This is a genomic window from Pseudooceanicola aestuarii (assembly GCF_010614805.1).
Taxonomy (GTDB): domain Bacteria; phylum Pseudomonadota; class Alphaproteobacteria; order Rhodobacterales; family Rhodobacteraceae; genus Pseudooceanicola; species Pseudooceanicola aestuarii.
The window spans coordinates 91,483-105,416 of sequence record NZ_JAAFZC010000003.1 but is presented as its reverse complement, the minus strand read 5'-3'; the positions used below and the strand labels follow the sequence as shown (position 1 = coordinate 105,416).

Genomic DNA, 13,934 nt, shown 5'->3' with positions numbered 1-13,934 from the left:
TTTTTTCAAGTTGGAGCGCAAGCATGTGGAGCAACGCGAAGGACAAGGCCCTGCGGGACCGCGCGGCCCAGGTGATCCCCGGCGGCATGTACGGGCACCAGTCCACCGTGTTGATGCCCGAAGGCTTTCCCCAGTTCTTCACCGATGCGAAGGGCACCCGGATCACCGATGCCGATGGCAACGTCTACATCGACTTCATGTGCGCCTATGGGCCGAACCTGCTGGGCTACGACCAACCCGATATCCGCGCCGCGATCACCCGGCAGCAGGCGCAGATCGACACCGGCACCGGTCCCTCTCCGCTGATCGTGGATCTGGCAGAGACGTTGGTGGGCATGATCAGCCATGCGGATTGGGCGATGTTCTGCAAGAATGGCTCCGATGCCACCACCATGGCCCTGATGATCGCCCGCGCCCATCGGGGCCGGCGCAAGGTGCTTGTGGCCACCGGCGCCTATCACGGCGCCCTGCCCTGGAGCACGCCGCGCCCCGGCGGTGTCGTGGCCGAGGATCGCGCCCACCTGATCTATTTCGATTACAACGATCCGCAGGCCCTGACCGATGCGGTGGCCCAGGCCGGTGACGATCTGGCCGGGATCTTCGCGACGCCGTTCCGGCACGATACCTTTGCAGATCAGACGCTGCCCGATGCCGATTACGCCCGCACCGCGCGGCGGCTGGCGGATGCGCATGACGCGTTGCTGGTGGTGGATGACGTGCGCGCCGGTTTCCGCATGGCGCGCGATTGCACCTGGCAGACCGTGGGCGTGCAGCCGGATCTGTCCGCCTGGGGCAAGGTTCTGGGCAATGGCCAGCCGATTTCCGCGCTGATGGGCAATGACCGCGCGCGGGAGGCGGCGACGCAGATTTTCGTCACCGGCTCCTTCTGGTTTTCCGCCGTGCCGATGGCGGCCGCGCTGGAGACCCTGCGGCTGGTGCGCGACACGCCCTACCTGGAACAGATCGGCCGCATCGGGCTGCTGTTTCGGGAGGGGTTGGCGGCCCAGGCGCGCGACACCGGTTTTGCCCTGCGCCAGACCGGGCCTGCGGCCCTGCCCATGATCCTGTTCGAGGACGATCCCGATTTCCGCCTGGGCTATGCCTTTTGCGGGGCCGCGATGCGGCGGGGCGTCTACATGTCGCCCTATCATAACATGTTCATCAATGCCGCGATGACCGAAGCGGACATCGCGCAGACCCTGGAGGCGACAGGCGCCGCCTTCGAGGACATCAAGCGAAACCGCGCCACCCTTCGTCCGTCGCCGACAGTGGCGGCGCTGATGGGCACCTAAGCGGTCGAACCATGCGCCAACAGGGAAAAATGTCATGACATATCACTACCCCCGGAGGGGCCTGGCCGCCCTGATGATCGCCGGCAGCGCCTTGATCGCGCCACCGGTGGCCGCGCAGGACAGCGACACGCTGGTCATCGCGCGGTCCATGGACGTCAATTCGCTGGATCCGTCGCGGGCCTTCTGCGACACCTGCCAGTTCTACCTGACCGCCGTCTACGAGACGCTGGTCACGCTGGGCCCTGACAATCAGTCGCTGGTGCCCAACCTCGCCGAAAGCTGGGAGGTGAACGACGATTTCACCGAATTCACCTTTGCCCTGACCGATGCGACCTTTGCCGATGGCTCCCCGGTGGAGGCCTCCGACGTGATCTGGACCTTCAACCGGCTGAAGAACGTCAAGGCCTCCCCCTCCTTCCTGATGGACGGGCTGGTCAGCGCCGAAGCGGTGGATGCCAAGACCGTGAAATTCACCGTCAGCGCGCCCAATTCCGAATTCCTGAACAAGGTGTCGGCGCCCTATACCGGGATCATCAACGCCGAGGTCGCGCAGGCCAATGGCGCCAGCGCCGCCGATGACGCGGCCGAGGCCGACAAGGCCGAACAATGGTTCCTGGAGAATTCCGCCGGCTCCGGCCCCTTTACCCTGACCACCTATTCCCCCGATGCGGAACTGCGCCTGACGCGCAATGCCGATTACTGGGGTGAAGCTCCCGCCTTTGCGGAGGTGGTGGTGACGCAGGTGCAGGATGCCGTCAGCCAGGCGCAGGCGCTGGAAACCGGTCAGGTCGACATCGCCATGCAGATCGACCCTGACACGGCGCAATCCATCCGGTCGGGCGAGGTCACGACCGAGGTCATCCCCTCCTACAACTTCGTCTATATCGGCTTCATCCCCGGGGCGCAGGGCATGGCCGATGTTCTGACCCCGGACGTGCGGCAGGCCCTGGCGCTGGCGATCGATTATGACGGGATGCTCGACTTCACCGTCGGTGGCAACGGCACCAAGCAGGCGGCGCCGATCCCCAACGGATTCCCCGGTACATCGGGCCTGACGCCGCGCGCACAGGACGTGGAGAAGGCAAAGGAGATGCTGGCGGCCGCCGGGCAATCCGATCTGAAGCTGGTCGCCGGCTATCCCAACGACAACATCTACGGCGTCGATTTCAACATCATGATGCAGAAGGTCCAGCAGGACTTTGCCGCCATCGGCGTGGAGCTGGAGCTGAAACCGCTGACCTGGGCGGTCTGGCGGGATGAGCTGGGCGCCGGCGAATGGCCGATCACCGCCGTCTATTACGCGCCGGATTACTACGGCTCGGGCCAGTACATCGCCTATTTCGGCATGATCGAAGGCTTTCCCTGGGTCGGGCGCGCGGGTGTCGGTCAGGACGATCTGGTCGTGAACCCGGAGGAGGCCGAGCTTTACGCCAGGGCGCTGGCGTCCTCGGGAGAGGAGGCAGAGGCGATCTACGGCCAGCTTGGCGAACAGATGATGAAGGATGCGATCATCCTGCCCCTCGTCTCGCCCAATCTGGTGCTCGCCTATCGCAATGACATCGAAGGTGTGCGCTACTCCGCCTGTTGCAACCTGCCGCTGGCAGAAATTTCGCGGAAGTAACGCCTCATGCTCGCCTATATCGTCCGTCGGTTGATCACCATTCCGTTCCTGCTGCTGGGCGTGGCGAGCGTGTCGTTTCTTCTCTCGCAAATGACCAAGGGCGACCCGCTGGCCGCCCTTGTTCCCGAACGCATGATGTCCAACCCGGAGGTCGTCGCGGCGGTCAAGGCGGAATGGGGTCTCGATCAGCCATTGCCGGTGCGCTACGTCGTCTACCTGGGCAAGCTGGTGCAGGGGGATCTGGGCACGTCCTTTGCGACGCGCAGGCCGGTGGCGACGGACATTGCCGAACGCCTGCCCGCAACGCTGGAACTGGTGATCGCGGCGATGATCATCGGCACTGTGCTGGGTCTGTCTCTGGGCCTGCTGTCCGCGCGGTTCCGCGGCTCTGTCTTCGACAATCTGGCGCGGGTCTTCGCGTTGATCGGGTCGTCGCTGCCGATCTTCTGGTCCGGGCTGATCCTGCTGTATCTGCTGTCGGTGCGGCTGCCCATCGTGCCCGGCACCGGGCGGCTGCCACCGCGCGTGACGCCGCCGCCCACCCATACCGGGTTCTACACCATCGACGCGCTGATCGCCGGAGACCTGAACCTGTTCACCCAGGCGCTGGCCCATCTGGCGCTGCCGGCCTTTGTGCTGGGCTGGGCCGTCACCGGGATCATCACCCGCATCTCCCGCGCCACATTGATCGAGGGGCTGGGCCAGGATTACGCCCGCACCGCGCGGGCCAAGGGGGCGCCGGAACGGGTGGTTCTGGTCGGCCACGCGCTGCCCAATGCGCTGATCCCCCTGTTGACGATCCTGGGCTTTACCTTCGCCTATCTGATCACCGGCGCCGTCCTGACCGAGGCGATCTTCTCCTGGCCCGGCATCGGATCCTATGCGGTACGCGCCGCCGCCTCGCTGGACTATCCGGCCATCGGAGGGGTGACCATCGTCGGGTCCGTCGCGTTTCTGCTGGCGAACCTGCTGACCGATATCGCCTATGCCTGGGCCAACCCCCGGATCAAGGTGCATTGATGTCCCTTTCTTCGTCCCCCCAGCCCGCCGCGCCGCTGGTCCGCCGGGCCTCTGCCGCCCTGCGCCGCCGTCTGGACGCGCTGCGCGATATCTACCGGCGCCTGCCGCTGACCGGGAAGGTCGGCGCGCTGATCCTGTTGTGCTGGGTGATCACCGTGATCAGCGTGCAGTTCTGGCCGCTGGCCGATCCGCTGGCCATGGCCGGGCGGCGGCTGCAACCGCCCTCGGCGGCGTTCTGGCTGGGGACGGATGCGCTTGGCCGGGACGTGCTGTCGCGGACGATGCATGGCGCGGTCTGGTCCATTCCCATCGCCTTTGTCGTGGTCGCCTGCGCGGTGGCCATCGGTTCGGCCCTGGGCGCGCTGGCCGGGTTCTTCGGCGGCTGGTGGGACGGGATCATCATGCGGCTGGTCGATGTCACCGTGTCCTTTCCGCCGATCCTGCTGGCCATGGCCGTGGCAGCGATGCTGGGGCCGGGGCTGGCCAATGCCTCCATCGCTATGGTCATCGTCTGGTGGCCGATCTACGCCCGGCTGATGCGCGCGCAGGTGCTGGAAAAGCGCGAGAACGAACATGTGGAGGCCGCGATCGCCGGCGGCGCGCGCCCCCTGCGCGTGTTGGGCGTGCATATCCTGCCGCTGTGCTGGGCCCCGACGCTGATCAACGCGACGATGGATTTCGGTCAGGTCGTTCTGCTGGCCGCGTCGCTGTCGTTCATCGGGCTGGGCGCAACGCCGCCATCCCCCGAATGGGGCAGCATGATTTCCGAGGGCGCGGCCAGGTTCTACAGCTGGTGGATCGCCTTCGGCCCAGGCATGGCGATCCTGTCGGTGGTGCTGGCGACGTCCTTTCTGGGCGACGGGCTGCGCGATGTCTTCGACCGGAGGACCGCATGACCGAGCCGCTTCTCGACATCCGCGACCTGCGCATTTCCTTTCGCGCGCATGGCGGGCAATGGGCCGAGGCCCTGCGCGGCGTCGATCTGTCGGTGGAGCCGGGCAAGGTTCTGGGCGTTGTCGGCGAAAGCGGATCGGGCAAGTCCATCGCCATGATGGCGTTTCTCCAGCTGTTGCCGGGGGGCACCCGCGTTACCGGCTCGGCCCGATTCCGGGGGGAGGATCTGATCGGCATGACCCCCGCCCGCATCCGCCGCATCCGGGGCAAATCCATCGGCTGCGTGTTCCAGGATCCGCTGTCGGCCTTCAACCCCGTCATCCCGATCGGCACCCAGATCGCCGAGGCGATCCGCCTGCACGACCGCTCCGTCTCCCGCCGTGCCGCGCTGAAGGAGGCAGAACGCCTGTTCGAGATGGTCGCCATCCCCCAGCCCGCCCGCCGGGTGCGGCAATATCCGCATGAATTCTCAGGCGGGATGCGCCAGCGGGCGATGATCGCCATGGCGTTGGCGAACCGGCCCGATCTGCTGATCGCGGATGAGCCGACAACCGCGCTGGACGTTACCGTGCAGGCGCAGATCCTGGATCTGCTGGCCGACCTGCGCCGGGATCTGGGCATCGGCATGGTGCTGATCACCCATGACCTGGGCGTGGTCGCCGGGATCGCCGATGAGATCGCGGTGATGTATGGCGGCCGGGTGGTCGAGCGTGGCGGCACCGATGCCGTCTTCTACGACACCGCACATCCCTATACCGCCGGGCTGATCGGCGCGGTGCCCACGCTGGACGGCACCAGCACCCTGCGCCAGATCGAGGGCACGCCGCCCTCCATCTTCGACCGGCCGGAGGGCTGTTCCTTTCACCCGCGCTGCGATCGGGCGCAGCCGCGCTGCGCGCGGCAGGATCCGGCGCTGCGCGCCGAAGGCGCCACCGCCCGTGCCTGCCATTTCCCGCTGTCCCCGCCGCACGCCGATCCCGCCCCCCGATCCACCCCCCTGCCTGCGGAGACCTGATGCAAGACCCCGACGCCCCCCGCCTGCACATCACCGGGCGCACCGCCGTCCTGTTCATCATGGGCGATCCGATCGACCACGTGATCGGCACCGACGTGCTGAACCGCACCTGGGTCGAGACCGGCCGCGCGCTGGTCACGGTGCCGCTTCAGGTGCGCGCGGCGGACCTGCCGTACATGCTGGACATGCTGCGCCGGGCGCCGAACGTGGCCGGCACCGGCATCACCATTCCGCACAAGATCGCCGCCGTCGCGCTGGTCGATCACCTGACCGACGCGGCGCTGCAAGCGGGCGCGGTGAACTTCATCCGCCGCAACGCCGATGGCACACTGACGGGACATAATGTCGATGGCGCGGGTTTTGTCGCCGGGCTGGCGGCGCAGGGCGTCGCGGCCACCGGGCGCGATGTGCTGATGCTGGGCGCCGGCGGGGTCGGACGGGCCATCGCCTTTGCCATGGCGGGGGGCGGGGCACGGTCCCTGACCATCCGCAACCGCGACGTCGCCAGGGCGCGGGCCCTGGCCGACGCCATCCGCGACAGCGGCGTGGCCCCCGGATGCGCGCTGCATGTGGGCGACGGCCCGACCCCGGGCCTGATCATCAATGCCACGGCTCTGGGCATGGACCCCGACGACCCCCTGCCCCTGCCCGCCGACCAGATCCCCCTCGGCGCGATCGTGGCCGAGGTCGTCATGACCCCCGCGATCACCCCGCTGCTGACCGCGGCACAGGCGCGGAACTGCCGGATCGTGCCGGGGCGGGCCATGATGGATCCGCAGGCCGGGCTGGTCGGTGCCTTCCTGGATGGAACCCCGGCATGAGCGCCCCCGCCGATCTGCCGGCCCTCTCCGTCCAGAACCTGACCAAGGAATTCCCCCTGCGCGGCGGCCTGCTGGGGCAGCGGCGCGGGGCGGTTCAGGCCGTGTCCGGCATCTCCTTCGACATCGCGGCCGGAGAGACCTTTGGCCTGGTCGGAGAATCGGGCTGCGGGAAATCCACACTGGGGCGCAGCGTGCTGCGGCTCCTGGAGCCGTCCTCCGGGCAGGTGCGGCTGGCCGGGCGCGATGTCACCGGCGCGGATGTGGAAACCCTGCGCCGACTGCGCCGCGACATGCAGATCGTGTTCCAGGATCCGATGGCCTCGCTGCACCCGCGCATGACCGTCGCGCAGATCCTGGCAGAGGGGCTGCGCCTGGCCGCGTTGCCCCGCGACCAGCTGGCCCCACGCATCGCCGCGCTGATCGACATGGTGCGCCTGCCCGCCGATACCGCCACCCGCTACCCGCACGAACTGTCGGGCGGCCAGCGCCAGCGCATCGGCATCGCCCGCGCCCTGTCCCTGCGGCCCGGTCTGGTGGTGCTGGACGAACCGGTTTCGGCACTGGACGTATCGATCCAGGCCGGGGTGCTGAACCTGCTGGAGGAATTGCAGCGCGAGATCGGTTGCGCCTACCTGTTCATCGCCCATGACCTGGGCGTGGTGCGCCATATATCGCACCGGGTGGCGGTGATGTACCTGGGCCGGATCGTCGAACAGGCCCCGGTGGAGGCGCTCTATTCGACGCCGCAACATCCCTATACGCAATCTCTGATCTCGGCCATTCCGCGCCCCGATCCGCGCGTCGAACGCAACCGGCAGCGCATCGTGCTCAAGGGGGATCTGCCCTCCCCCGTCGATCCGCCCTCGGGCTGCCGGTTCCACACCCGCTGCCCCCGCGCGACGGCGCTGTGTTCCCGGCAGGAACCGGCGCTGGACCGGGTGGGCGCACCGGGCCAACTGGCCGCCTGCCACCACCCCGGCCCTGCGCCCCGCTGATCCGCAACCCCCGCGCCATCACGCGCGAGATGGCACAAATTGATTGGACATTGGCACGGAGGGTCATTTCCTTTCGTCCTGTTTCGTGCTGCAAGGGTCAGATCCCAGCGACAGGAGCCAGGCATGACAACAAGCTTTCGCGTGAACGGCGCCGACCGCACGGTCGACGTTTCGGCAGACACGCCGCTGCTGTGGATCCTGCGGGACGAACTGGGGCTGACCGGCACCAAATATGGTTGCGGCATCGCGCAATGCGGCGCCTGCACCGTGCACCTGGACGGGCAGGCCGTGCGCGCCTGCCAGGTCGAGGCGCGCGAACTCGACGGCGCGGATGTCACCACGATCGAGGGGCTGGGCACACCCCAGGCCCCCCATCCCGTCCAGCAGGCCTGGATCGAAACCCAGGTCGCGCAATGCGGCTATTGCCAGTCCGGGCAGATCATGCAGGCGGTTTCGCTGCTTGAGGGGAACCCGAACCCCTCGGATACGGAGATCGACGCGGTGATGTCCGCCAACCTCTGTCGCTGCGGCACCTATCCGCGAACCCGCGCCGCCATCCGGCTGGCCATCACCCGGCAGGAGGGCTGATCATGGGGACCTTGCGCAACGTCGGTCGCCGCGCCTTTCTCATCGGCTCTGCTGCCGTGGCGGGCGGCGTGGCCTTCGGCACCTACGCCGTGACCCGCCCGCTGGACAATCCGCTGCTGGACGGGCTGGCAGACGGCACCGCCGCGATCACGCCCTATGTCCTGATCGATGCGGCGGGGATCACCCTGATCACCCCCCGCGCGGACAAGGGGCAGGGCGCCTATTCCGTTCAGGCCAACCTGATCGCAGAGGAGCTGGACATCGATCCCGCCACGGCCACCATCACCCCCGGCGCCCCCGGCCCCGCCTATTACAACGGCGCGGTATTGGGAGAGGCCGTGCCCTTCCCCGCCTATGACCAGGGGGCCGTGGCCAATGCGATGCGCGATTTCATGGCGGTGCCGGCGCGGATCTTTGAAATGCAGATGACCGGCGGGTCCTCCACCGTGCCCGACAGCTATGTCCGCCTGCGCATGGCCGGGGCCGTCGCCCGCGAAACCCTGAAGGCGGCCGCCGCACGTCGCACGGGCCTGTCGCGCGCCGACCTGGGCACCGACGACGGCCAGGTGATCCTGCCCGACGGCAGCCGCATCCCCTTTACCGCCCTCGCCGCAGAAGCCGCGATGCTGGATCCCGTGCGCGATGTCACGCTGCGCCCGGCCCGCGACTGGACCCGGCTGGGCAAACCGATGCAGCGTACCGACATGGTCGCGAAATGCACCGGGACGGAAGTCTACGGTATCGACACCGTGATCGCCGGGATGGTCCACGCCACCGTCCGCGCCAATCCCGGCATCGGTGGCGAGGTCCGCGGCTACGACGCCTCTGAGGCCCAAGCGATGCCCGGCGTGCAGCAGGTTCTCCCCGTGGCCCATGGCGTTGCCGTCGTTGCGCGCAACACCTGGACCGCGTTCAAGGCGGCGGAAGCGATCACCATCGACTGGGGCCCCGCCCCCTACCCCGCCACCAGCGCAGAGATCTTCGCCAAGCTGGACGCCGCAGTGGACAACCCAGACGCGCAGGACCACCGCCAACGCGACGACGGCGATATCGACACGGTGTTGCAGGAAACCGGCGACGCCGTGATCACCGCCGCCTACCGCATCCCCTACCTCGCCCATGCCCCGATGGAGCCGATGAACGCCGTCGTGCGCGTGACTGATACGCTGTGCGAGATCTGGACCGGCACGCAGATCCCCCTGTTCATCCGCGACCGCGCGGCGGCGATGACCGGGCTGGACGCGGCGCAGGTGCGGGTCAATGTCCTGCCGATGGGGGGCAGTTTCGGCCACCGGCTGGAAATGACCCATGTCGAACAGGCCGTCGAAATCGCGATGGCCCTGCCCGGCACCCCCGTCAAACTGACGTGGAGCCGGGAAGAAGACATGACCCACGACTACCCCCGCCCCGCCGCCGTATCGCGCGCACGCGGCGTGGTGAAGGACGGGCAGGTCCATGCGCTGGACCTGTCGGTCGGGCAATCGGCGATGACGCCGGCGTGGTTCGGGCGGCTTACGGGAATGTCGATCCCCGGCCCCGACGCCACGATCACCACCGGCTCCTGGGACCAGCCCTTTGCCATTCCGCATTACCGCGTCACCGGCTACCGCGCGCCGGACATGGTGCCGGTGTCCTCCTGGCGGTCGGTCGGGGCCTCGGGGAACGGGTTCCTGCACGATGCGTTCCTGGACGAGCTGATCCATGCCGCGGGCGCCGATCCGCTGGCCGAACGGATTCGCCTCTGCCTTGACCCAACATCGCGCAAGACGTTGGAAACAGTAGGAGAAATATGTGATTGGCAAGGTCCGTCACCGGCGCCTGGACGCGGCCGCGGGATCGGATTCTGCCTGTCTTTCGGCGTGCCCACCGCGACCGTGGTGGAGGTCACGCAGACCGATGCGGGCATCCGGCTGGACCAGGCCTGGGTCGCCGTCGACGTCGGGGAGGTTCTGGACCCCGTCAACCTGGAGGCGCAGGTGTTCGGCGGCACGATCTTCGGCCTGGGCCATGCGATGAATTGCGAGCTTACCTACGAGGACGGCGCCGCGCAGCAGACCAATTACCACGCCTACGAAGCCATGCGTCTTTACCAGGCGCCGCCGGTCACGGTGCGCGCCCTGGCCAACGGCCCGCGCATTCGCGGCGTAGGAGAACCGGGCGTGCCGCCTGCGGCCCCGGCGCTGGCCAATGCGATCTTTGCCGCCACCGGCCAGCGCATCCGCGAATTGCCGCTGTCGCGCCACATCAATTTCGTCTGAGGAGGCCGCACATGCCCCGTTCCCCCCTGCTGGTGCTGGCCCTGGCCGCCTTGACCCTTCCCGCGCCGCTGCTGGCGGAGGGGGAGGCCCCCGCCACGATCGCCCCGCCGCCCGAAGGATCGGTCACCCGGGCGGAGGGGCTGGCCGCCATGGCCCGCATCCACGAGGTGACAACCCATCCGCGCTGCGCAAATTGCCATACCGGGCCCGAGAACATCCCGATGTGGTACGGCGGCGCCGCCGGCCCCGCGCGGCCGCATGGCATGAACATCACCGCCGGCGACAGCCGCATGGGCGTGGAGACCCTGCCCTGCACCACCTGTCACCGCACCTCCGATCATTTGCGGAGCGGGCTGAACGCCCCGCCCCATGCCGGGCTGGACTGGCAATTGGCGCCGGTCGAATTCGAATGGTTCGAGAAATCCGCCGCCGAGATCTGCGCCCAGCTGGCCGATCCCGACCGGAACGGAGGCCGGGACTGGATGGGTCTGGCTGAACACCTGGTGGAGGATGCCGGGCATCGCGGCTTTGTCCTATGGGGGTGGAACCCCGGCGGCGGGCGCGAACCGGCGCCCTATGACCTGCAATCCCATGTGGACGACGTCCTGATCTGGGGTGTCGCAGGACAGCCCTGCCCAGAGGAATAAGGAGACCGCCATGCACCATGATATCCGATATCGCCTCGCCGCCGGGCTGATGGGCCTGTCCGCGGTGATCCACCTGCCGGTCGCCGCGCTGGACTTTGCCAGTTACGGGGTGTCGATGATCGTCGGGGCCGCGCTCTGGTCGGTGCTCGGGCTGGGTGTCTGGCGCGGGTGGCGCTGGTGCGCCTGGCTGGGTTTCCTTGGTCTGGCCTTTGGTCTCTCGGTGGCCATCGCCGGAGCAATGGGCACTTTCGGCCTTCTCGCGACGCTGTTCCTGGCCATGGCGCTGACGGACCTGGCCGGGGCGGCAGTGCTGTTCACCCTGCTTTGGCGCGCGCCCGGTCCACGAAGCAACGCCGCCTGAACAGTCGAAACGCCCCCCGGACGCCGTTGTGCCGGCGCCCGCCCCTGCCCCCAGATCTAGAATTCGCTTGCGCGAATCCATCGCTTCGGTAAATAGTCACGGAAAAGCGCGATTAAACGCCAAAAACCGTGAACACGACACGGCGATGAGAGGGACAGATGAGCACGCCCGACACGCATGAGGACCTCAATGCGGTCATCCGTCAACATTCGGAATGGCTGGCCGCGCAATTGCATGCGCAACGCGAAAGTCTGTTTCCCCCGGACGCGACCAAGGAAATGCGCAAGTTCACCTCTGGCGAGGCGGCGACGCTGCTGGGCGTGAATGACAGCTACCTGCGGAAACTGCACCTTGATGGCAAAGGCCCCGCGCCCGAGTTGACGCCCGGAAACCGGCGTCTCTATTCCACCGAGGACATCAACGATTTGCGGGTATTGCTGGAGAAAACCGCACGCAAACCAGGGGATTACGTGCCCGGCCGGCGCGAGGGTGACCACCTTCAGATCATCGGAGTGATGAATTTCAAGGGCGGCTCCGGCAAGACGACAACCAGCGCCCACCTGGCGCAGAGGCTGGCGCTGAAGGGCTACCGCGTGCTGGCCATCGACCTGGATCCGCAGGCCTCCCTTTCGGCGCTGCATGGCGTGCAACCGGAATTCGACCTGTTGGACGGCGGCACCTTGTATGACGCCATCCGCTATGAGGATCCGGTGCCGATCCGAGACGTCATCCGGCCGACCTATATTCCCAATCTCGACCTGATTCCCGGCAACCTCGAGTTGATGGAGTTCGAACACGAGACCCCGCGCGTGCTGGCGCAGGGCAACGCCGGCCTGTTCTTCTTCCGGGTCAAGGAGGCGCTGTCGCAGGTCGATGACGCCTATGACGTGGTGGTCATCGATTGTCCGCCGCAGCTGGGGTTCCTGACGATGTCCGCGCTGTCCGCCGCGACCGGTGTTCTGGTGACGATCCATCCCGAGATGCTGGACGTCATGTCGATGAGCCAGTTCCTGCGGATGACTGCCGATCTGATGGACGTGATCGCCGACAGCGGGGCCGACATGTCCCACGACTGGATGCGCTACCTGCTGACCCGGTATGAACCGACGGACGCGCCACAGAACCGGATCGTCGCCTTCCTGCGGACGATGTACGGCGACAAGGTGCTGAACGCCACCATGTTGAAATCAACCGCGATTTCCGATGCTGGCCTGACCAAGCAGACCCTCTACGAGGTGGAGCGCAGCGCCTTTACCCGGTCCACCTATGACCGCGCGATCGAAAGCCTGAATGCCGTCAACGACGAGATCGCGCAGCTGATCCAGACGACATGGGGGCGCAAATGACGGATCGCAAAAAGAAACGGATGTCGATGTTGGACACGCTGGCCGCCTCGGGCACTCCGGCGCCGGGATCGACGATGATGTCCAGCAACCGGGCGCTGCGCTCGGCCCGCGACGCTGTGGATTCGCACCGTGTCTGGGAACTGGAGCCGGAGCAGATCGCCGACACCCGCTTTGCCGACCGGCTGGATCCGCAGGACGTGGCCGATCTGCGCAACTCGATCGAGGCGAACGGCCAGACCGTTCCGATCCTGGTGCGCCGCCACCCCGAAACGGCGGATCGCTATCTTCTTGTCTATGGCCGTCGGCGGCTGGAGGCCATTCGCGGCTCCTCCGAAGTTACGAAGGTCCGGGCGCTGATCGCCAATCTGGACGAAACGGCCGCCCTGCGCGCCCAGATCTCGGAGAATACCGGGCGGCGCGACCTGTCCTTTATCGAACGCGCGCTGTTTGCCGTTGAACTTCTGGACAGCGGCTATGGCAACCAGACGCAGGTCGCCGAGGTTCTGAATGTCACGAAATCCGCCGTCTCCATGGCGGTTGGCGTGGCGCGCACCGTCGGCCCCGATCTGGCGGCGGCCATCGGCCCGGCCCACGGCATCGGTCGCCCGAAATGGGACGCGCTGGCCCGCCAGATCACCGAGTTGAACCTGGATCCGGCCGGCCTGATCCCCGTCGCCGCAGAGGCCCGCCAAAGGGCGAGCGCGGAGGCCGCGGACAGCGACACCGGGCCTGACCCGTCGACCCTTGCGTTCGAGGCCCTCGCCCGCCACCTGAAGAAACGCGCCACCCCCACGGCCCCGGCGCCTGTGTCCTCCGTCCCGTTGCAGCTGTCCGGCGCGCGTGTCGGCAAGTTGCGCAGGACGGCACGCGGGCTGCAATTGGAGTTGACCGCCATCGAGCCCGATTTCGCCGATTGGCTGGAAGAAGAGGCCCAGGGGTGGATCACCGAACTTCACGACCGCTGGAAGCAGCGGCGATGAGGCAACAGAGCAGACCAAGCAAAAGGAGGCACGACAGAGGCTAAAGAAAAGGTCCCGCAAAGCTGTCGCTCCACGAGACCCTGACTTTGATCTTAG

General features: G+C 67.3%; 13 protein-coding genes. All 13 read left to right on the top strand.

Annotation, left to right across the window (positions count from 1 at the left end):
* The first annotated feature begins 23 nt into the window (after window positions 1-23).
* The 13 genes from G5A46_RS16850 to repB all read left to right on the top strand — a co-directional run bounded on the left by G5A46_RS16850 (window position 24) and on the right by repB (window position 13,838).
* Window positions 24-1,292, top strand: coding sequence for an aminotransferase class III-fold pyridoxal phosphate-dependent enzyme (locus G5A46_RS16850; protein WP_163851401.1), 1,269 nt, complete (start codon window positions 24-26; stop codon window positions 1,290-1,292).
* Between the two features lie 34 nt (window positions 1,293-1,326).
* Window positions 1,327-2,913, top strand: coding sequence for an ABC transporter substrate-binding protein (locus G5A46_RS19680; RefSeq protein WP_204318784.1), 1,587 nt, complete (start codon window positions 1,327-1,329; stop codon window positions 2,911-2,913).
* A 6-nt stretch (window positions 2,914-2,919) separates the two neighbouring features.
* On the top strand, window positions 2,920-3,933 hold the full coding sequence (locus G5A46_RS19675) for an ABC transporter permease (protein ID WP_204318783.1): 1,014 nt from the start codon (window positions 2,920-2,922) through the stop codon (window positions 3,931-3,933).
* Window positions 3,933-4,829, top strand: a complete 897-nt coding sequence (locus tag G5A46_RS16840; RefSeq protein WP_163851399.1) for an ABC transporter permease — start codon at window positions 3,933-3,935, stop codon at window positions 4,827-4,829. Before G5A46_RS19675 ends, G5A46_RS16840 begins: the two co-directional genes overlap by 1 nt.
* Window positions 4,826-5,842, top strand: coding sequence for an ABC transporter ATP-binding protein (locus G5A46_RS16835; RefSeq protein ID WP_163851397.1), 1,017 nt, complete (start codon window positions 4,826-4,828; stop codon window positions 5,840-5,842). Before G5A46_RS16840 ends, G5A46_RS16835 begins: the two co-directional genes overlap by 4 nt.
* Complete coding sequence (locus G5A46_RS16830) at window positions 5,842-6,663, top strand: shikimate dehydrogenase family protein (protein WP_163851395.1); 822 nt, start codon at window positions 5,842-5,844, stop codon at window positions 6,661-6,663. Before G5A46_RS16835 ends, G5A46_RS16830 begins: the two co-directional genes overlap by 1 nt.
* Entirely contained in the window at window positions 6,660-7,658 is a 999-nt protein-coding gene (locus tag G5A46_RS16825) for an ABC transporter ATP-binding protein (RefSeq protein ID WP_204318782.1), read from the top strand. The genes G5A46_RS16830 and G5A46_RS16825 overlap by 4 nt, the downstream gene beginning before the upstream one ends.
* A gap of 123 nt (window positions 7,659-7,781) precedes the next feature.
* Window positions 7,782-8,246 (top strand): (2Fe-2S)-binding protein, encoded by a 465-nt coding sequence (locus G5A46_RS16820; protein ID WP_163851391.1) that lies wholly within the window; start codon window positions 7,782-7,784, stop codon window positions 8,244-8,246.
* 2 nt (window positions 8,247-8,248) lie between these two features.
* On the top strand, window positions 8,249-10,504 hold the full coding sequence (locus G5A46_RS16815) for a xanthine dehydrogenase family protein molybdopterin-binding subunit (RefSeq protein ID WP_163851389.1): 2,256 nt from the start codon (window positions 8,249-8,251) through the stop codon (window positions 10,502-10,504).
* 11 nt (window positions 10,505-10,515) lie between these two features.
* A complete protein-coding gene (locus G5A46_RS16810; RefSeq protein WP_163851387.1) occupies window positions 10,516-11,151 on the top strand; it encodes a hypothetical protein in 636 nt (211 codons plus the stop codon).
* Window positions 11,152-11,161: 10 nt separating this feature from the next.
* Window positions 11,162-11,512 carry a hypothetical protein gene (locus G5A46_RS16805; RefSeq protein WP_163851385.1) on the top strand — a complete coding sequence of 117 codons (351 nt, stop codon included), beginning with the start codon at window positions 11,162-11,164 and terminating at the stop codon, window positions 11,510-11,512.
* A gap of 158 nt (window positions 11,513-11,670) precedes the next feature.
* On the top strand, window positions 11,671-12,858 hold the full coding sequence (gene repA / locus G5A46_RS16800; protein ID WP_163851383.1) for a plasmid partitioning protein RepA: 1,188 nt from the start codon (window positions 11,671-11,673) through the stop codon (window positions 12,856-12,858).
* Window positions 12,855-13,838, top strand: coding sequence for a plasmid partitioning protein RepB (repB, locus tag G5A46_RS16795; RefSeq protein ID WP_163851381.1), 984 nt, complete (start codon window positions 12,855-12,857; stop codon window positions 13,836-13,838). Before repA ends, repB begins: the two co-directional genes overlap by 4 nt.
* Window positions 13,839-13,934 lie beyond the last annotated feature (96 nt).